The sequence below is a fragment of the Paenibacillus sp. FSL R10-2796 genome (assembly GCF_037965315.1).
Lineage (GTDB): Bacteria > Bacillota > Bacilli > Paenibacillales > Paenibacillaceae > Paenibacillus_AQ > Paenibacillus_AQ odorifer.
This window is the reverse complement of record NZ_CP150178.1, coordinates 6,049,961-6,068,980: the sequence shown is the minus strand read 5'-3', so window position 1 is coordinate 6,068,980 and position 19,020 is coordinate 6,049,961. Positions and strand designations below refer to the sequence as shown.

Below are 19,020 nucleotides of genomic sequence, written 5' to 3'. Positions count from 1 at the left end.
GGATGATAATGAACAACAATGAATTTATTATGCCTGCACCACCGCTACCTCTGACACCTCCAGAGGAAGAAAAGCTTCGTGGTCGTCTGAGTGGTTTTAAGGGCGGATATGATGAAGGATATTTACGGGGGCGGCTTGCGATTTTGGATGGTCGGCCAGAAGAAGTATTTCCCGTACGGAATATTCATGTAATGTATGTGGCTTCTGGTAAAGGATATCCCTACTCTCCATTAGACGATGCAGTCCTCTACGCGCTGCAAAAATTAACCACACAAGTCACGATAACAGATGTGCGCCAAAACTTAGTGGAGTTAGCCGCTGCTCAAAGACCGGATCTGGTACTTGTGCTGGATGGTATGGATTTACCGCTTGAGCAGATCTCCGTTCTTCGGGCTAGCGGGATTAAGACAGCCATTTGGCTTACAGATGATCCTTATTACACTGATTTTACAGTTAAAATTGTGGCGCATTACGATTTTGTGTTCACGCTTGAGCGTAATTGTATTGATTTTTATAAGGGACTTGGCTGCCCTGAAGTTCATTATCTTCCTTTTGCCGCTCACCGCGAGCATTACCGTCCAACTACAACACGTTCACCATTGAATCGCGAAGTTAGTTTTATTGGCTCTGCCTATTGGAACCGGGTTAATTTCTTTCGTGAGATTCTTCCGGATTTGATGAACTATAACACGGTGATTAACGGCATCTGGTGGGACCGTCTGCCTGAGGCGGCACTTTATGGAGATCGAATTGAGATAGGCAAGTGGATGTCACCACAGGAAACAGCGGTAGCTTACAGCGGATCCAAAATCGTCATTAACCTCCACCGCTCGCACATTGATGAAGTAGTGAATAACAATACGCTTTCGATTCCGGCGGTATCTCCTAATCCGCGTACTTTTGAAATCGCGGCTACGGGTACGCTGCAATTAGTAGATGCCAGAGATGATATGGGATCTTTCTACAAACCTGGCGAAGAAATTGAGACTTTTGCAAGCCCTCAAGAAATGATGGATAAAATCCGTTTTTACTTGACTCATGAGGAAGAACGCCGTGCGATTGCCCTGCGCGCTTTTGAACGGACGCTTAAAGATCACACCTACACCAAACGTATACACCAGCTGTTAACAGTAATTTATGGCTAGGTCATATGCCCGGAAATGGAACGGAAATGTGCGCTTACCAGGGGACAGGTGTCGTGCCGGCATCTGTTTTTCCTCGATATACTGTAGAACCGAACCTCAGCTTATGCCTGTGGCCTGATGAAAAGAAGCAACGTCTGGAGCGGGCTTGTATAGCGGAGCGGAAGCGACTGGCTAGATTCGAGAGCAGAGTGGAAGTGAAGGGGCGAAGCTCGGGAGCGAAGTGAAATTGACTGACGAGATTCTAGAGCTAAGCGGAAGCGATGTTGCGAGTCACAGGAGCGACCATTTTCAAAGAGAGTTTTACTGCGAAGGATAGAACTTAGCGCAAAGTTTGTAAATTTTTTAAGGAGGTGAATGGCTGCTCCAGGCCCCTCGTTAGGGAGCGCCGAAACGCCATGGCTGACAAAGCTACAATCGTCCTCTTTTCACATGTATCCAATACACGCAGTATTACGGGAGCGGAGAAGCTATTGTTGTTTTTCGCTCAGGAGCTTTCTCCGTACTTTAATTGTATTCTCGTTGCGCCTCAGGACGGCAAGCTGACTTCTCAGGCTCGAAGCTGTGGAATAAGTGTACAGTTGCTTTCGATTCCTCTTTTATATGGAATGTACACTCCTTATGCAGGGTTGGAGGCAGATGCTCGGAAATTCCAGGAAAGCAGGGAGTATCACGAATTAACAGACTGGCTGAATTCCCTGCGCCCGGCGTTTGTTATTACAAGTACCTGTGTGCATGCTCTGCCAGCAATGGCTGCAAAGTCACTGGGCATTCCGGTGATATGGAAAATATCAGAGACGATAACAGACAATGAATATACACCTATTAGTGTAGGGCTGATTCATCGGAATAGTGATGAGATACTAGCTATTTCACAAACAGCTGCGGCTTGCTTTCCTGAGGACGTGAGAGCGGAAAAAGTGATCCAGCTGCCTCCCTCTTGGAATGATAAAGAGATGATGATTGAGGCTTGGAGCAAGCTTCGGAGCGAACGGCGGCGGGAATTGCGGGTTAAACCGCATGAACAGCTGATCGGCTATATTTCTTCTTTTATCAACAAGGAAAAAGGTCTAGAACATTTTGTGAAAATGGCTGTGCTTGTGCACGCGGTTCATCCAACCTCGAAATTTGTTGTCATTGGGTCAGCTGGCGATAAAAGCTACTATGAGCGCTGTGTCCGCAAGGTGAAGCTTGAGGGACTGTACACCCGGTTTAAATTTGTTGGTTATGCTGAATGTCTTCCATCTGCCTATTGCGCCATGGATGTGCTAGTGGTTCCTAGTCTGATCCGCGAAGGCTTCGGCATGACTGCTCTGGAAGGAATGGCTTTTGGAAAGCCCGTGGTCGCTTACGACTCTGGGGGCTTGCGAGAAATTCTGCACGCAGCGGGCTGTGGCGAAAATCTCGTGCCAGCATCGAACATTTCCGCGCTGGCAGAAAGAGTCAACGTCATGCTGGCGCAGCCGGGACTGGCGTTAACTCTAGGCAGTCAAGCGCGGGAGCGCGTCGACGCCGTCTATGGTCCGGCGGCTTATCGGAGCCGCCTGCAGGGTCTTGCGGAGATGTGGAACCTCCGCTATTGCAGCGCACCTGCGGTGCGCGAGGCTGACAGCGTGGTGGTGGTGGAACCACCTGCTGTCCAGCCTGATTTACCCGCAGCGTCGCCGGCTTTGCCGCCGCGAAGCAAGGGCCTGCCGAGCCGCGTCGCCCGCAAGCGGCGCGGCAAAGCCCGGGCGCGCCGGCGAAGCGGGCGCCCGTTGGTTTTGCGCCGCGTTGCCCGCAAGCGGCGTAAAGGTTCTGCCCGGCGGCGCAGCACTGCCGGGGGCAAGCGCCGCCGGGCCCGCCGCGGTGGGCGGCGGCGCGCGGCGTAAATGCCTCGATTGCAGCGAAGCGGCAAGCTGAGCGCAAAGAGAGGCATATTTGCCCTCGAATGCGTCGAATTCGGCAAGCTGAGCGCAAAGAGAGGCATATTTGCCCTCGAATGCGTCGAATTCGGCAAGCTGAGCGCAAAGAGAGGCATATCTGCCCTCGAATACGTCGAATTCAGCTAGCTGAGCGCAAAGAGAGGCAAAAATGCCCTTCATTGAGCTCATTCCAGCAACCGGAGCCCAATGAGCGGTATAAATCCCGCTAAATGAGCTCATTCCAGCAACCGGAGCCCAATGAGCGGTATAATTCCCGCTTATTGATCTCAATCCAGCAACCAGAGCCAAATGAACGGTATAAATCCCGCTAAATGAGCTCAATCCAGCAACCAGAGCCAAATGAACGGTACATTTCCCGCTAAATGAGCTCATTCCAGCAACCAGAGCCCAAAGAACGGTATAAATCCCGCAAAAAGAGCTCATTCCAGCAACCTGAGCCCAATGAGCGGTATAAATCCCGCAAAAAGAGCTCAATCCAGCAACCTGAGCGCAATGAGCGGTATAAATCCCGCAAAAAGAGCTCAATCCAGCAACCTGAGCACAGTCCGCTGACTGAGCCAAGTCAGACCATAATTAAACAGGCAGGGGAGTGAACTCATGAAGATCATGACGATTTTAGGCACGAGGCCTGAAATCATTCGCCTCAGTGTAATCATTCCGCTTCTCGACGAACATGCTGAGCGGCACATCCTGGTGCATACAGGCCAGAACTTCACCGCCAGTCTCAGCGGCATTTTCTTTGCTGAGCTGGGACTGCGGGCACCGGATTATGTGCTGCAGGATAAACAAGCAGGACTAGGCGGCCAGCTTGCCGCCATGTTCGGAGGGTTAGAAAGCATTTTACTAAAAGAACAGCCAGATCGCGTTTTGCTTCTGGGCGATACGAACAGCGCGTTATGCGCGATTTTGGCTGAACGTATGGGAATTCCGGTGGTGCATATGGAAGCGGGCAACCGCTGTTATGACCTCCAAGTACCAGAAGAAAAAAACCGCCGTGTCATCGACGCCGTTTCGACCATTAATATGCCTTATACGCAGCAGAGCAAAAGACATCTAATCAGCGAAGGTTTCCCCAGCAGGCGTATCGTGTTAACAGGAAATCCGATCCATGAGGTCATGACCCACTTTGAGCACAAAATCCAGACCAGTGACATTCTGGAACAGCTGAAGCTTACCTCAGGACAGTATTTCCTAGTCACGGCCCACCGTGCTGAGAATGTAGATGATCCAGAGTCCCTTGTACAAATTATGTCGGGTCTTAACGCAGTGGCTGAGCATTTTGGAATTCGTTTAATATGCAGCATTCATCCTCGCACTCGCTCCAAACTTACCGAGCAATTTTCCCTTCCAATGAACCCACTAGTTGAATTTCATGAACCTTTCGGATTTTTTGATTTTGTCTATTTGGAACAGCACGCCTTATGTGCCATCACCGACAGCGGGACTGTACAGGAGGAATGCTGCTTGATGAAAGTGCCAACAGTTACGATTCGCAGAACGACGGAACGTCCAGAAACAGTGGATTGTGGCAGCAATGTAGTCTCAGGTGTAGATCAGAAAAGTATTCTGCGCAGCGTCAAGCTGATGACGGCGCTCAATCGGGATTGGGAGGCTCCGGAAGGATACATGACTCCGGATGTTTCGGTCAAGGTAGTTAAATTCTTGCTTGGAGGGAACCTGCATGTTCAATAATAAAAGGATTGTGGTCACAGGCGGAACTGGTTCCTGGGGGCATGAGCTGATTAGGCAACTTCTGCCACAAAATCCTAAGGAAATCATCGTATTCTCCCGCAGTGAATCCGCTCAAGTGGCGATGAGCCGGGAGTTTGAAGATCAACGTCTCAGCTTTATCATTGGCGATATCCGTGACAAGGATGCGCTGATTGCAGCCTGCCGTGGCGTTGATTATATCTTTCATCTGGCGGCGCTCAAACATGTTCCAGTCTGTGAAGATCAGCCTTATGAAGCACTCAAAACCAATGTAGTGGGAACTCAAAATGTGATCGAAGCTGCCATTGTAAATGGCGTTGAGAAAGCAATTTACATCTCTACCGATAAGGCTGCGAACCCATCCAACTTCTATGGAATGACCAAAGCGATCGGGGAAAAATTGTTCGTTTATGCCAATCTGATTGGCTCAAACACCCGGTTCGTTACTGTACGCGGAGGTAATGTGCTCGGAACGAACGGCAGCGTAGTGCATTTGTTCATGAAGCAGATTAAGGATAAGGGTCAGGTACGCATTACGGATATGAAAATGACCCGCTTCTTTTTTACCCTACGCGATGCTATTACGTTATTATTTAAAGCTTCTGAGGTTAGCTTGGGTGGAGAAATCTTCGTCATGACTATGCCTACCTGCCGAATTATCGATCTTGCTGAGGTGCTGATTGAAGCTTCCGGAGAGTCCAATGTGAGTATTGTCGAGACCGGGATTCGTCCGGGGGAGAAAATCCACGAGATTTTGATGAGCGATTTCGAAAGCTTAACTACCGTTGTCTACGATGAACAGTATCTAGTAATTCTCCCTACGCTGAACATGCCGGAATTAAAGGCACATTATAGCGCTTATCCTCATGTCTCTTTCAATAGCTTCAGTTCAGAGACGAATCTGATGGATCGGGAAGAGATCAAAAGCATCTTGATCCGGGGAGGGTTCCTGCAATGAAGCTGCTTATCCTAGGTGGAAACGGTATGGCGGGGCATATGCTGGCGGATTATTTTCGCCGCCAGGGCAAGCATCACGTCTTCCATACAACCCGGGATAAGAGCGATCTTGGCGGGCTGTATGTAGATGCGAACGATATAGCCGGAGTTGAGAAGCTGGTCGATATCGTTTCCCCTCATTGCATTATCAATGCAATGGGGGTTCTCAATCAATTCGCGGAGCGTGACAAAATTGGGGCTTACCACGTGAATGGCTTTCTCCCTCATCACTTGTGGCGAAAGGCGGAGGATGTTCAGGCAAGGCTCATCCATATCAGTACCGACTGCGTGTTCGAAGGAACACGCGGAGGGTACACCGAAGAGGATGCTCCTGATGGAACCTCTGTATATGCAATTTCGAAAAGTCTCGGTGAGGTGCAAAAACCCGGGCATCTTACGATTCGCACTTCCATTATTGGTCCCGAAATCCGCTCAGGCGGTATTGGTCTGATGGATTGGTTCCTGGCGCAGAGTGGTAAAGTTTCAGGATACCGGCGGGTGATGTGGAACGGGGTCACAACGCTCCAATTAGCCAAAGCAGTGGATGTAATGCTGGATTCCCCTGTATCGGGGCTGATCCATTTAGCGCATCCAGAGCCGGTAAGTAAATATGAGCTGCTTCAGTATATTCAGGCGGCTTTTCATAAAGAAAATGTGGAGATCATCCCTGAGGATGAACATATTCAGGATCGTACACTAGTGAATACAAGAGCGGATGTCCTCTTGCCGCTGCCTTCATATCCTTTAATGCTGCAGGAACTGGCTGACTGGATGAAACAGTCAGAGATGTATTTATGACAGGTCAAAGACTTCTGATTACCGGAGCCGGTGGATTTACCGGGCAACATGCGGTTCGATTATTTTCGGCAGGAGGGGCTGAGGTTATCGCTGTATTGCGGCCGCAATCGACAGCTGCCTCCACTCTTTTTCCAGAAGGAGTAAAGATTTATGTTTGTGATTTAAGTGACCGGAAAGCAGTAGCTGAGATGATCAAGCAAACTGCACCGGACGCTGTCCTTCATTTGGCTGGGAAGAACTCCGTACCCGAGTCATGGCTTAATCCCTTGCTTTATATGGAGACCAATGTGATGGCCACCTTATATTTACTGGAGGCCATGCGAAGCCTGCCGAGCAGTCGGATTCTAGTGGCAGGCTCCAGACTTAAGTTCAAACCGGGTGTGGTGGCTGGGCCACCACACCCGTACAGTCTTAGCAAAACAATAGAAGAGCTGGTGTCCCTCGCTTGGGGCACCTTATTTAAACAGCCGGTTCTGCTGGCTGAGCCCTGTAATCTGATTGGTCCCGGTCCTTCCACCGGCTTCTGCTCTTTATTAGCACAGCACATTGTCCGAAGTGAAGGCCAGCCAGAAGAGGAAATACCTCCATTTAAGCTCTCTTCTCGTTATGCGCTGCGTGATTTTTTAGATGTAAGAGATGCCGTTAGAGCTTATGATTACATTTTGCGTAAAGGTACAAATGGAACCATCTATCGCATCGATTCGGGGAAGCAGCGGGAACTCGGGGAGATCGCGGAGCAGTTGCTCAGTCATTCTGTAGGTCCAGTGCCAATGGACTGGGGACCTGCAGATGCTGAACGGGCTATTTCAGAGATCGCAGCCACAGCGGATAAGAAGGTTCATTCAGAAGCATCAACCCCTGAGGCTGATGTGACTTCACTGGGCTGGCTTCCGGAAATTGGGCTTAACCAATCGTTAATGGATATTTTGAATTATTACCGAGTTAGCGGGGAGGGGAGGTTGTTATGAGACCGAAGGTTTCGGTAGTGATTCCTTTTTATAATTGTCCTTATATTGAGCACGCCCTGCAAAGTGCGTTCTCCCAGTCTTGGGAACCTTACGAAATCATTGTTGTCGATGACGGCTCGCATGCCCATAGCAATCTAATTACACCGTATCTTTCCCGAATTCATTATTTGGGCAAAGGCAATGGGGGAACCGCCTCCGCACTGAATCACGGCATATTGAATGCAACGGGTGACTATGTGGTCTGGCTTAGCTCGGATGATTTATTTTATCGGGATAAGATCAACAATCAGGTTCTGTTCATGGAGCAGAACCACTTGTTAATCTCCTATACCAACTTTAATTATATTAACGCTCAATCGCAGCTGGTTCAGCTGAATGCTGCGCCATTGTTTCCTAGTCACCTGGATTACTTACGTTGTTTTTTACACGGTAATCCCATTAATGGCTGTACGGTGATGTTTAAACGAGAGGTATTTGGAGCCATCGGGCTTTTTGATGAATCACTTCCTTACACCCATGATTATGACTTATGGTTCCGCGCCATTCTGAACGGATATCCACCGGTGATGTTGAATCAATCCCTCACAGCTTACCGGACGCATGAGGGCATGGGAACGATCAAATATTTTGATGTAATTATGGCAGAGGCAGCTGCGACCAATGCCCGCTACAAGAATTCGCTGCAGCACTTGATTTCTTCTATGGGGGGCTGAAGGTAATGTACCGGGAAATTGAAGTGAATGACTTTCTGCCAGTCTTACTGGAACAGTTGAAATTCTGCCAGAGTATTCTGGATATCGGCAGCGGCACCGGTACCCTGCTTGAACGATATGAAGCCGCAGTAGTGCTTGGATTAGAAATTCACAGGCCGTACCTGCTGCATCGTCAATATAAGTCACCTCATATTATTCCGGTACATGCAGATGCCAGTCATATGGATAAATTATTCCTCCCCAAAACATTTTCAGCGGTTACCTTTATTGATTCAATAGAGCACTTTAATAAAAATGAAGCGAAGACTCTGCTCGGGATGGCCGAAAGAATCGCCAATAACCGAGTAGTTGTATTTACCCCTCGGGGCTTTTTTCCACAGGAGGGTATGGATCATTATCATTTGCAGGGAGAGTATTTTCAAAAGCATCGGAGCGGATGGGAGCCGGAGGATTTTATTGCACTTGGGTATGAGGTAACGGTACTTAAAGGTTTCCATCATGCCCAAAACCCATCGTTTCGTGAAGCATTCGGGGAGGGCCATGCACCAGTAGATGCCCTGCTTGCTTGTAAAACAGTATAAAAGTTGAGTTCCGGGTGAAGGAGGTGAGCGCGTATGAGTGAAGAACCTAAAGTATCGGTGATCATCCCATTTTATAACTGTTCGTATGTGGATCTCGCCATCCAAAGTGTCTTGGATCAAAGCTATCCGAATATAGAACTTATTGTAGTCGATGACGGTTCTACCCTATGGCTGGAGAAGTTGGCCCCCTTCCGTGACAGAATCATTTATATACAAAAGAGTAATGGAGGGACGGCTTCTGCTTTGAACAAAGGGATAGAAGTGGCTACCGGAACGTATTTTGCCTGGCTCAGTGCAGATGATCAATTTCACCCGGATAAAATCAAAAAGCAAATAGAAAAGCTCAAAAGTACGGGTACTTTGTTTAACTATACAGCTTATTATTATATAAATGAGCAGGGAGAACGGATCTCAGATACGGTAAGTATGCTTTTTAGCAGCAGAGCCCATTTTATTGAGACTATGATGTTGGGTTGTCCGGTGAATGGGAGTACAGTTCTTCTTCATATGGATATATTTCGTGCTGTAGGAACGTTCGATGAAATGTTGTTATATACTCAAGACTATGATTTATGGCTGCGTATTTTACCGCATTTTAGCTGGTCTTATATTGAGTATCCGCAGCTTGATTATCGAGTGCATCAAGAGATGGGCTCAGTGATTTATAGTGAGGCGCAGAAAAGAGAGATAGAACTGGTACAAGCAAAACATCACGGGGTTCTATCGCATCTGCTGCTAAAGGAGAGAGGGGAATGAAGTTAATATTTCCTGTTCTAACTCTATCTAGGGGCGGAGCACAACGGATGCTGGCAGAACTGGCTAATCGTCTGTCAGAAATCGGTCATGAAATTACGATCCTCCTACCCAGCGATGGTGTCGTTGAATACGAGATGAATTGTGAATTGCGTTATGCGGCAGATGGTGAATTAACGGCCCATGATTTTCCAGTGGGGGACGTGATTGTCTCCAACTTTTATACCACAGTCGAGGTATCGCAGCAGGCAAGTAATGAGGGGAAAGGGATTCATATTCGCTTAGCACTTTGCTACGAGCCCACTTTTTTACCTGACAATAGCCGCTCTTTTGCATCTTATAGTTTAACTAGCAATCTGCTCGTACTTTCCCGCTGGCAGCAAGAAATCGTCCAGAAGAATCATGGGATTAAGGGGACAATCGTACCCATTGGTGTGAATCCTGTTTTTAGAAACCTGAACATTCGTGAACCTGAAAATAAGCTTGTAGTTTCCGCGGTTATGCGAAAGCCAGAGGGTGGATTCTCAGGCCATCGTGAACAAGACTATTTGCTTGAACAGTTAAATCGGGTCAGAAGAATGCATCCAGAAGTTGAACTTTATTTGATTATTCCACCTGGTGAATTTGCTGAATCGACTACACTGCAAACTTTACTAACGGATGAACGATATCATATAAGAACCCCAGCAAATGATACTGAGCTTTGTTACCATTATAGTGAGAGCGATATTTTTGTAAGCTCAAGTACGTATGATACGGGATCGCTACCAGGCATCGAGGCTATGCGTTGTGGAGCAGCACTCGTTACTGTTTACTCCGGTGGGAATATGGAATATGGCAGGCATGGCCACAACTGCTTAATGTCCTACCGGTTTGAGAATCGGCTTGCGGATGATATCATAACCTTGATCAAAGACCCTGATTTGCGCCAGCGGCTTGCTCGTAGGGGTGAACAGGATTCACAACGTTTCACTTGGGAAAAAAGCACACAATTGTTTCAGAATGCGCTGTTTGAGATCGTATCGCGGAACTCTTTATAATATACCCCTAAAATATAAAAAACCTTCAATACCACGTGAGAAGTGGCTTGAAGGTTTTTTTGCATGATTTCGGTTAGAAGATGGCATAGGAATTCATCATTTCACGAAAAGACTGCGCATACTTCTCAGTTCCGAAGCGTGAGACCATATATCCTCTTCCTTGCTGGCGGAGACCCTCTCGCAGAGGAATATTGTTCATAAGCTCCAGTCCTTCGTTGACGGCAGTTGGAATATTGCCAAGCGGGTAAAATTTACCCGTGACATTATGAACAATAAAGGATCTGACACCATCGGAATCTGTACTAAGTACTGGACAAGTGCAGCAAATCGCTTCGGCAACAGCATATCCAAATCCTTCTGTAATGGAGGTGGCTAACAGGAATCCACCAGAATTAGCGATCGAGGAATAATAAATCGGCATTACATGATTAGGAATATTGGTAAAAGTACTAAGACGATCATTCAGCCCTAGGGCGTGTAGCTCCTCCTGAAAGGATTGTTTCTGATCCTCTGCGGCTAAATTAGGATCATGGAACATCCACAAATGAATATCTGGTTTATAAAGGCGAATATCATGGGCGATTCTCAAATATTCCCGCCAATTTTTATTGCTCTCTAGCCGGCCTACCCAAGCGATAACCGGATTAGCGGGAGGTTCAGCAGGGATATGCTGAAAGGACTGGACATCAACAATATTCGGAATTACATAACGATGCAGCCAGGGACAGATTTCAATAAACAGCTCCAATAAATGATCGGTTGGCGGGATTAGTACCGCATTACAATAAGAACGTAAATAAGGGACGGCATCTCTGATCAGAGTTTCCGCATGACTGCGTTTTCCAAGGCCTTGAGATTCGTATATCATAATACCGCGGTAACCGAGTTCACGCAGACGTTTCAGTAATAAATAATCAGATGTAACAATAATGGCATCGTAATTATGGGTCTCCAGCAAATTTTTAATTTCTTCATCTGAAGATGAGACAAATACCGGAAAATTGGTCGTATTCTGGCCTGAACCCGGCATTAGATATAAAACATGGCATTCGATCCCATTTCGCTGGAGACTTTCACATCGCAGCTTATTTAATGTCTCCACCCCGCCACTCGGTACATAAAACGTAAATAGAACTTTCATGCACAAGCCTCCTGACTTTTGCGGAGTAATACCGACTTGTTGAGATATGGCTTACTGTTTATAAGATACGCCAATCTGCACTCGCGGGTGACGGTCAAAGCGGCATAGTTCCAAATCCTTTCAGGATAGCTTGTTCTTCAGAAGGTCATCCTAACGATCGTACACTGCACACATACAACATTAGAGATGGAGGATGAATTCATGTTGCGATCCAAGATCAGTATGTCAGTCTCAGCTGCATTGCTTCTCGGCTTGGTGAGTATTACAGGGTGTGGAACCAATACGGCAGAAAAATCGAATGTGCAAACCAATAGTGTCCGGGGAGTAAATGATGGGCGTATTGGTGTGAATTCCGTACGCGGTGGCACGCATAACATCACTAAGATGGAAGTTAGTCAGGAGCTTGCAGACCGGATTGCTGCAATGCCTGAAGTCCGCTCAGCGAATGTAATGCTTGCAGGAAAAAGCGCGTATGTAGCAGTAACTTTAAATGATGCAACTGCTGGCCTGCGTGCCAAAGGGACTCCATCGTATCGGGCAAAATCCTCAACCACTCCTCACAATTACGGACCGACTGGCGTAATGTCTGGTACAGGAAGAGTGAAAATTGGCCGTGATGGAATGAATGATACTGGAGCCGTAACCAATGGTATGAACGGAGCCTTAAAAGGTACTGTAAATACAGTTCCTGGTACAACAAGTACTGGACCGGCAACTAGAAATGGAATCAATGGCATGGGTAATTTGGGAGCGGGTATGTTGGGGACAGGAACAGGAACAGGTACAGGTACGACAAGAAACCATACTTATAATAATGGTCCTCTGCTGAACAGCAATGGCTCGAAACATGATGTAGATATGGGGATAGGAAAAGGTATGGGAACTGGAATGGGAATGGGCATGCGCAGTACCACTCCTAGTACCCATGATACGAATTACAGAAGTAATTCGACGCATATGTATAACACCAATAGCACGAATAACACAAATAACACCATAAATACAAGAGAAACAGAAACAGTTACCAAAGCAATTAAAGATAAAATTGCTGCAGAAGTTAAAAAACATGATGCGAGAATTAAGGATGTATACGTATCAGCAAATCCTGACTTCGTGGAACGCGCCAATGTTTATGCTGAAGAGGCTCGTGCCGGTCATCCAATAAAAGGGTTTGTGGATGAATTCCGCACCATGGTTGAACGAATTTTCCCAACTCGTAATTATTAATGATTTTTGTGATCTAAATAAAAAAGCAACAATCTCACCATCTGGAGAGAATTGTTGCTTTTTTGTTTGGAGCTAATTTTATTAAGTGGTGATTGGACGTCCGCCGATCCATACGCCGCGAATATTAAATTCAGCATCAAGGCGTAGGATATCGCCGCGTTTTCCAGCCTCCAAGGAGCCAATGCTTCGTTCCATTCCAATGGACGCCGCTGGCGTAAGGCTTGCAGCGCGGGAGGCCTCTTCCAAGGTGAGTCCTACCTCTTGGATCAGATAACGGAAGCCGCGAATCATCGTTAGTGTGCTTCCAGCTAGAGCAGCGGGATTATCTTTAAGGGTAGCGATGCCATCTTGAACGAGTACAGGTAAATCACCGATTGTATATTCACCATCACTAAGTCCAGTTGCAGACATGGCATCAGTAATCAGTAATAAATTGTTCTCTTTCTTGAGACGGGTCAATATAGAAATGGCTGCGGGATGAACATGAATCCCGTCGGCTATAATCTCTGCGCGAATGCGCTTATCGAACAAAATAGCTCCAGCCGCTCCAGGCTTACGGTGATGTAGGGGTGTCATCGCATTGAACATATGCACGGCTTGGTTAAGTCCAGCATCTGCTGCGGCAATAACCTCTTCAAAGGAGGCATCCGTATGCCCGAGCGCTGCAGTTATACCGTGCTTGCGCAGCCAGAGAATAGCTTCGAGGGCACCTTCACGTTCCGGAGCAAGCGTGACTTGCCGGATCATTCCTGGATAATCGTTCTCCCATTGTGCTAGCCACTCAATATTGGCAGGAACAATATGCTCTGGATTTTGTGCGCCGGACCATTTCGGGCTAATGAAAGGTCCTTCCAAATGCATGCCTGCGATTTGTGTGTAAGGCATTTCAGCAGCGCGATAAGCGCTGACTTCGGAGAATACTTGGTCAATAGCAGACTTGGAAGCGGTCATGGTTGTAGCCAGCATTGTTGTTGTTCCTTGGGAACTATGGAACTTAGTGATGGCATTAAGCGATTCAGTATCACTGTACATAAAGTCGTGGCCAGCTCCACCATGAACATGTACATCTACAAATCCGGGGATCAGAAGATCCGTTGCTTGACCACTGGCAGGCCAATGCGCGTAACGCTCTGGAAGCCAAGCCGCATCGCCAGCATAGTGGATCTGCTCTCCAGATACGGCAATCACACCGTGCTCAATTAAACCTTGGGGAGTCAGTACCTTACCGAACAGCAACTGTTCTAGTTCTTTATTTATTTCAGCCATTTGCCTGCTCCTTCATCTACGAGAACGATTACATTTGGATGGCTCTGCAGCAAAGATGCAGGGCATTGGGTTGTAATCGGGCCTTCAACAGCATTGCGGATGGCTTCAGCTTTGCCGGCACCACGAACTAATAAGAGGATTTGGCGTGCTTTTAGGATGCCTCCAATGCCCATTGTGATCGCTTGCCGAGGGACCTCATCCAAACTGTCAAAGAATCTAGCATTTGCTTCCCGGGTATCTTCAAGCAGGTCGACGACATGGGTTTTGCTGCTGAGGTTAGCATCGGGTTCGTTGAATCCAATGTGGCCGTTGCTGCCAATACCGAGAATCTGCAAGTCAACGGGTCCGTTTTCTTCCAGCATTTTATCGTATGCAAGGCATTCTGCTTCCATATCCGCTGCGTTTCCGTTAGGGATATGTGTCTGTCCTGGATCAATATCTATATGGTTAAATAATTGCTCGTTCATGAAACTGCGATAGCTCTGTGGATGGTCGACAGGCAAGCCGATATACTCATCCAGATTAAAGGAAGTTGCTTTAGAGAAACTCACAAGTCCTTTTTGGTGCATTTCAACCAATTTGGCATAAACCCCAACAGGGGAGCTTCCAGTCGCAAGACCGAGCACGGCTTTAGGATTGCTTTGCAGCAGGCTGGCGATAAGATTCGCACCCGTTTGTACGAAATCTTCATCACTATGGAACTTTAGAATATTCATTAGGATTGTCCTCCTCGTTTGTTTCGGTATTGTTGGACATTGAGATAAGATTGCTCCAGTCTAGGAATAAAATCCCCAAAACGGGTGCTGACCATTCCAGTGAACAAAATATCAATGATGTGAAGCTGAGCTATGCGTGAGGCCATGTCTCCCCGGCGCATGCCTTTCTCCAAAGATGAGGAGAATAGGGGGATATCCGCCAGAGTAGCCAAGGTGCTGCTGCCATAAGAGGTTAGCGCGATAGTGCTTGCTCCGCTAGCCTTCGCACACATCAAGGCATCAATGGTCTCGGGAGTCTCTCCCGAATAGGATACTGCAAATACGACATCACCTTCGGAGAGTGATGAAGCAGAGGTAATCTGCATATGGGAATCAGCAAAAGCAGTACAATTTACGCCTATGCGGATCAGCTTCTGATAGAAATCCTGAGCGACAATGGAAGAGGTCGCCATCCCGTATAGATCAACGCGGCGTGCTTGGCACAATAAATTAACTGCTGCCTGCAATCGCTCCAGATCTAACAGTGAGGTAGTATCCCGGATGGAGGTCAGATGGTTCGTCTGCATCGCTTCCACAATCACGGAGAGTGGGTTGCCGGCTACAATATCTTGATAAGAAGAGCCACCATCCTGCGGCGCGGCATCACTATGAGCAATTTCTGCTGCCAGCTTCACCTTGAAATCCGGAAAGCCTTTAAAATGAAGCACCTTACAGAAACGTGTGATCGTTGCCGGGCTTATTCCGCATTGTTCTGCTAATTCTGTAATGCCCATATGAACGATTTCGCCTGGTGAGGAGAGAATTCGTTCAGCCAGCTTTCGTTCCATTTGAGAGAGCTTGGCCTTCTCATGCTCGAGTGCATGCAGTATTGGGGACATCCATTCATCCACCTCGTTTCAATGGGGTATTGAAATTATTTTTATGATTATTAACTAAATTCAGAAAATTATTTTCATATTTAGGATAAAACAAATTCCATTCGGAAGCAAGGGATAAAAATGAATACTAAAGGGGAATATGCAAAAATAAAAAACGGTCTACTCGCAGAAGGCTGCAAAGTGGACCGTTAAAATGATGTAATTACGGAGATATAAGATGAAAAGGATACTATACTGTATTGCGTTCTATAATACGGTACTCAAGCTTGCGGTGGACGGGTTGTCCATCATTTCGCTGGATCTGATCATAGATAATCCGAAAAGCGGATATGCCCATTTCAGTTAACTGATTATCTACTGTGGTCAGACCTAACGTTCGGCCGATAGGCTGATCATCAAATCCAATGACGGCCAAATCTTCAGGAATGTGGATATCCTTTTTCCAAGCTTCGATGATTAAACCAGCCGCTATATGATCGCCTGCTGAAATAATCAGGGCATCAGGACGATTCTTCATCTGCAGCAGTTGGTGAAGTACGCGGGCACCGTCCTCTTCGGTCAGACAGTTATAGATCATCCATTCATCATTGTAAGGCTGATCTGTAGCTTCTAGAAAGTCTCTAAAGGCAATTTGGCGGATAGAGCTGCTGCTGCCGTGTGGTCTTCCTTCACAGTAGCCAATATGGCGGTAACCTTTATCATTCAAATATTGAAGGCCACTGCGAAAAGCAGAATAATGCTCAATATATACAGAAGAAAATTGGCGTTCTCCCCTATCCTGACATACCACAATAGGACCATAAGCTGTATATTCTTCAATAGCTTCTGAGCTCATTGTTGAAGAGACCATAACTACACCGTCAATTTCTTTGTTCCGCAGCATCTCAAGCACCTTAATTTCTTCTTCCGTACGATAATCGGTTTGGCAGAGAACGAGCCGGTATTGAGCCAGCAGTGCTTCTTGAGCCAAGCCTGCAATAATGACTGAGAAATAAAATAAGTTGGTATACGGAATAATAACAGCTATAGCTTGAGTCCGCCCAGTGATCAGATGCACGGCGTTCATATTACGCGTGTAGTTTAATTTTTCAATAGTTTTTAGGACTGCGGTTCGTTTGACTTCACTTACATAAGGGTGATTATTGAGCACCCGCGAGACTGTTGTCACAGAAACACCAGCCATACGGGCAATTTCTTTAATATTAGCCATTAGAGTACAACAGCCTCCCTTTTGTGCTTGTGTATAGTCATTTTATTTTATCATATTGTCCGCAAATTACCTCCCAAATAAAAAGCTTGCTATGGAATCCATTTCATAAATTAGACTGTAAATGCAAGAGATTACCGGACTAAACCGGCGTAACCACAAGGGCGTGACGGACCGGTATATCTATTGTATTAAAACTAAGCTGTTCGTGAAGCCTTTGGCGATCTGTTCCGAAACAGCTCCCACACAATAAACAACAAGACAAGCAGCTGTGGAAGCAAGGTTTCCCAAGTGGGATACATGCCAAGCCAGTTAATTGAAGGCAAGCCCTCTTGTACATGTGCAGGAAGTTTGCCGGCAACCTGAAGCGAGTGAATGCTCTCCCCAAGAAAGCGGAATACTAGGTAATAAATCAGAATTGTAGCTGTACGGAAGAAGGCGGCAATCGGTAATTTTGCACTCAAGGCAATAATTGCATAACCTACAATACCAAGAATAATCAGAGCACATCCAATCCCAAGCAGTAATTGAGACAGCTTGATGGATGGAGCCATGCCCACATAAAAAATTGTAGTTTCTGCACCTTCACGTAAAATAGCAAGCGCTGCAACGGAGGACAGTGACCAAAGGTTTCCTTTGGCCAGCGCGCCATCAACTTGCCTACCCACGTAGTTGTTCCAATTTGCAGTGTTTGATTTGCTATGTAACCAGCGTCCGATTGTGAGCATCATAACTACTGCGACAAGACCAGTAATTCCTTCAATCATCTCCCGTGCTCCCCCGGAAGCTGCCCGAGAAATGGTATAAGTGAGCACAACAGCCAATCCGATACTTGCGATGAGGCCGGCAGCTGCACCGGACCAGATCCATTTTTGCGCTTTGGCGTTCCCATCACGTTTCAGGTAAGCAAGAAGAGCTGACAAGACGAGAATAGCCTCAAGCCCTTCGCGCAAGAGAATCAAAGCGGCATCCCAAGCATTATAAGTGGTTTCACCAGCCAAAGGCGTTAGTTCGCTAAGCATATTGTTCATGATGGTTAAAGCTTGATCCAGTTTAGGCGGATTTGAGAGCAGGTAACCTGTGACAGCCGCACTCTCATTTTCGATATTGTTGTAGACTGTTGGTGAGGCGATCTGGACTTGCCCTTCGGCAGAAGGCCAGGCTACGATGAATTGCTCCATGATGTTAGCCGCTTCTGTGCTGTTATTGTCTTTGGCAGCGGAGGATGCTTTGTTCAGGTAGCTGATTAATCCCTCTATAGAAGCTGGTTCACTGGAAGTATCCCCAGCGTCAATGGTTTTGCCTTCACTGTAATCAGCCAGCAGTTGATACAGAGCTTCTGCTTCCGATTTCGCCGATGCCTCGCGAAGCGGTTCAGCCTGCAGCGCAATCCGCAGCAGGCTTATTCGCGTCTCCAGCAGGCTGTAGACGGTGGAATCGTCCGCCCGGATGTTGCGCTCCGCCGGCTTCCATCCGCTGACGATGTCGCGGTACGCTGCCGCTACCGCGCTCCAGTCGGCGCTGCGCGCCGCATCCCGCGTGCGTTCCGCCGCGGGCAAAAGCTTCGCCGCCGTCTCGCGTCCGGCGGCTCCGGTGTCACCGCCGACCGTGCCGGAGGCGGCGGTGACGTACGCGTCCACGCTTCTCGCGAGCGTGGACAGTGCGGTTTTGGCGGGCTCGCCGCCGCCCGCCGCAAGGGCTTTCGCCGCGTCTGCAAGCGCGGCGTCAACGGCAGCAGCCGGACCGGCGAGTGCCGGGTCCGGCGTGCCTGTGTTCGCGGTGCGCCACAGCGCAGCGAACACTTCTACATCGGCCGCGGCCGCGTCCCAGCGGCTCTGGCCGGCTTCGACGAGTGCGCTGCCGACCGGCGGCAGGAGCTCGTCGACCGTGCCATCGCCCTCCGCCCCCGCGGGGCTGGAGAGCAAAAGCATACACAAAAAGCCAAACAGAATCAGCAAG

The 19,020-nt window shown here is 47.7% G+C and carries 18 protein-coding genes; 12 read left to right on the top strand and 6 right to left on the bottom strand.

What is annotated here, in order from left to right; all coding sequences use genetic code 11:
* The first annotated feature begins 29 nt into the window (after positions 1 to 29).
* From NST58_RS27115 to NST58_RS27065, 11 genes are all read left to right on the top strand, one after another.
* On the top strand, positions 30 to 1,145 hold the full coding sequence (locus NST58_RS27115) for a glycosyltransferase (protein WP_076187192.1): 1,116 nt from the start codon (positions 30 to 32) through the stop codon (positions 1,143 to 1,145).
* A 53-nt stretch (positions 1,146 to 1,198) separates the two neighbouring features.
* Complete coding sequence (locus tag NST58_RS27110) at positions 1,199 to 1,369, top strand: hypothetical protein (protein ID WP_178420205.1); 171 nt, start codon at positions 1,199 to 1,201, stop codon at positions 1,367 to 1,369.
* Positions 1,370 to 1,540: 171 nt separating this feature from the next.
* Positions 1,541 to 3,013 (top strand): glycosyltransferase, encoded by a 1,473-nt coding sequence (locus NST58_RS27105; RefSeq protein ID WP_339244797.1) that lies wholly within the window; start codon positions 1,541 to 1,543, stop codon positions 3,011 to 3,013.
* A 651-nt stretch (positions 3,014 to 3,664) separates the two neighbouring features.
* Entirely contained in the window at positions 3,665 to 4,759 is a 1,095-nt protein-coding gene (wecB, locus tag NST58_RS27100) for a UDP-N-acetylglucosamine 2-epimerase (non-hydrolyzing) (RefSeq protein WP_076103696.1), read from the top strand.
* On the top strand, positions 4,749 to 5,735 hold the full coding sequence (locus tag NST58_RS27095; protein WP_036679704.1) for a polysaccharide biosynthesis protein: 987 nt from the start codon (positions 4,749 to 4,751) through the stop codon (positions 5,733 to 5,735). Before wecB ends, NST58_RS27095 begins: the two co-directional genes overlap by 11 nt.
* On the top strand, positions 5,732 to 6,571 hold the full coding sequence (locus NST58_RS27090) for an SDR family oxidoreductase (RefSeq protein WP_076305607.1): 840 nt from the start codon (positions 5,732 to 5,734) through the stop codon (positions 6,569 to 6,571). Before NST58_RS27095 ends, NST58_RS27090 begins: the two co-directional genes overlap by 4 nt.
* Positions 6,568 to 7,539 carry an NAD-dependent epimerase/dehydratase family protein gene (locus NST58_RS27085; RefSeq protein ID WP_339244794.1) on the top strand — a complete coding sequence of 324 codons (972 nt, stop codon included), beginning with the start codon at positions 6,568 to 6,570 and terminating at the stop codon, positions 7,537 to 7,539. The genes NST58_RS27090 and NST58_RS27085 overlap by 4 nt, the downstream gene beginning before the upstream one ends.
* Positions 7,536 to 8,252: a glycosyltransferase gene (locus NST58_RS27080; RefSeq protein WP_076130428.1), complete on the top strand. Its 717-nt coding sequence runs from the start codon at positions 7,536 to 7,538 to the stop codon at positions 8,250 to 8,252. Before NST58_RS27085 ends, NST58_RS27080 begins: the two co-directional genes overlap by 4 nt.
* Before the next feature lie 5 nt (positions 8,253 to 8,257).
* Positions 8,258 to 8,833, top strand: a complete 576-nt coding sequence (locus tag NST58_RS27075; protein ID WP_076141519.1) for a class I SAM-dependent methyltransferase — start codon at positions 8,258 to 8,260, stop codon at positions 8,831 to 8,833.
* Positions 8,834 to 8,866: 33 nt separating this feature from the next.
* Positions 8,867 to 9,589, top strand: coding sequence for a glycosyltransferase (locus NST58_RS27070; protein WP_339244792.1), 723 nt, complete (start codon positions 8,867 to 8,869; stop codon positions 9,587 to 9,589).
* Positions 9,586 to 10,626: a glycosyltransferase family 4 protein gene (locus NST58_RS27065; RefSeq protein WP_339169615.1), complete on the top strand. Its 1,041-nt coding sequence runs from the start codon at positions 9,586 to 9,588 to the stop codon at positions 10,624 to 10,626. The genes NST58_RS27070 and NST58_RS27065 overlap by 4 nt, the downstream gene beginning before the upstream one ends.
* 73 nt (positions 10,627 to 10,699) lie before the next feature.
* Here the strand turns inward: NST58_RS27065 and NST58_RS27060 are convergent, their stop codons facing one another.
* Entirely contained in the window at positions 10,700 to 11,767 is a 1,068-nt protein-coding gene (locus NST58_RS27060; RefSeq protein ID WP_076130424.1) for a glycosyltransferase family 4 protein, read from the bottom strand.
* A 201-nt stretch (positions 11,768 to 11,968) separates the two neighbouring features.
* Between NST58_RS27060 and NST58_RS27055 the strand changes: the two genes are divergently transcribed.
* A complete protein-coding gene (locus tag NST58_RS27055; protein ID WP_076280487.1) occupies positions 11,969 to 12,994 on the top strand; it encodes a YhcN/YlaJ family sporulation lipoprotein in 1,026 nt (341 codons plus the stop codon).
* Between the two features lie 81 nt (positions 12,995 to 13,075).
* On the opposite strand, the gene nagA is transcribed toward NST58_RS27055, so the two are convergent.
* The 5 genes from nagA to NST58_RS27030 form a co-directional block, all read right to left on the bottom strand.
* Positions 13,076 to 14,260, bottom strand: a complete 1,185-nt coding sequence (gene nagA / locus NST58_RS27050; protein WP_076130422.1) for an N-acetylglucosamine-6-phosphate deacetylase — start codon at positions 14,258 to 14,260, stop codon at positions 13,076 to 13,078.
* Positions 14,248 to 14,976, bottom strand: coding sequence for a glucosamine-6-phosphate deaminase (gene nagB / locus NST58_RS27045; protein WP_076130421.1), 729 nt, complete (start codon positions 14,974 to 14,976; stop codon positions 14,248 to 14,250). The genes nagA and nagB overlap by 13 nt, the downstream gene beginning before the upstream one ends.
* On the bottom strand, positions 14,976 to 15,854 hold the full coding sequence (locus NST58_RS27040) for a MurR/RpiR family transcriptional regulator (RefSeq protein ID WP_036679688.1): 879 nt from the start codon (positions 15,852 to 15,854) through the stop codon (positions 14,976 to 14,978). The genes nagB and NST58_RS27040 overlap by 1 nt, the downstream gene beginning before the upstream one ends.
* A gap of 229 nt (positions 15,855 to 16,083) precedes the next feature.
* Positions 16,084 to 17,064 (bottom strand): LacI family DNA-binding transcriptional regulator, encoded by a 981-nt coding sequence (locus NST58_RS27035; RefSeq protein WP_076187186.1) that lies wholly within the window; start codon positions 17,062 to 17,064, stop codon positions 16,084 to 16,086.
* Positions 17,065 to 17,258: 194 nt separating this feature from the next.
* A complete protein-coding gene (locus NST58_RS27030) occupies positions 17,259 to 18,863 on the bottom strand; it encodes an FTR1 family protein (protein WP_339244788.1) in 1,605 nt (534 codons plus the stop codon).
* Positions 18,864 to 19,020: the final 157 nt, after the last annotated feature.

Bases quoted from the DNA above. Each gene is read 5' to 3' on its own strand.
- NST58_RS27115 (WP_076187192.1), top strand. From the start codon at position 30: ATGCCTGCACCACCGCTACCTCTGACACCTCCAGAGGAAGAAAAGCTT.
- NST58_RS27105 (WP_339244797.1), top strand. From the start codon at position 1,541: ATGGCTGACAAAGCTACAATCGTCCTCTTTTCACATGTATCCAATACA.
- wecB (WP_076103696.1), top strand. From the start codon at position 3,665: ATGAAGATCATGACGATTTTAGGCACGAGGCCTGAAATCATTCGCCTC.
- NST58_RS27095 (WP_036679704.1), top strand. From the start codon at position 4,749: ATGTTCAATAATAAAAGGATTGTGGTCACAGGCGGAACTGGTTCCTGG.
- NST58_RS27090 (WP_076305607.1), top strand. From the start codon at position 5,732: ATGAAGCTGCTTATCCTAGGTGGAAACGGTATGGCGGGGCATATGCTG.
- NST58_RS27085 (WP_339244794.1), top strand. From the start codon at position 6,568: ATGACAGGTCAAAGACTTCTGATTACCGGAGCCGGTGGATTTACCGGG.
- NST58_RS27080 (WP_076130428.1), top strand. From the start codon at position 7,536: ATGAGACCGAAGGTTTCGGTAGTGATTCCTTTTTATAATTGTCCTTAT.
- NST58_RS27075 (WP_076141519.1), top strand. From the start codon at position 8,258: ATGTACCGGGAAATTGAAGTGAATGACTTTCTGCCAGTCTTACTGGAA.
- NST58_RS27070 (WP_339244792.1), top strand. From the start codon at position 8,867: ATGAGTGAAGAACCTAAAGTATCGGTGATCATCCCATTTTATAACTGT.
- NST58_RS27065 (WP_339169615.1), top strand. From the start codon at position 9,586: ATGAAGTTAATATTTCCTGTTCTAACTCTATCTAGGGGCGGAGCACAA.
- NST58_RS27060 (WP_076130424.1), bottom strand. From the start codon at position 11,767: ATGAAAGTTCTATTTACGTTTTATGTACCGAGTGGCGGGGTGGAGACA.
- NST58_RS27055 (WP_076280487.1), top strand. From the start codon at position 11,969: ATGTTGCGATCCAAGATCAGTATGTCAGTCTCAGCTGCATTGCTTCTC.
- nagA (WP_076130422.1), bottom strand. From the start codon at position 14,260: ATGGCTGAAATAAATAAAGAACTAGAACAGTTGCTGTTCGGTAAGGTA.
- nagB (WP_076130421.1), bottom strand. From the start codon at position 14,976: ATGAATATTCTAAAGTTCCATAGTGATGAAGATTTCGTACAAACGGGT.
- NST58_RS27040 (WP_036679688.1), bottom strand. From the start codon at position 15,854: ATGTCCCCAATACTGCATGCACTCGAGCATGAGAAGGCCAAGCTCTCT.
- NST58_RS27035 (WP_076187186.1), bottom strand. From the start codon at position 17,064: ATGGCTAATATTAAAGAAATTGCCCGTATGGCTGGTGTTTCTGTGACA.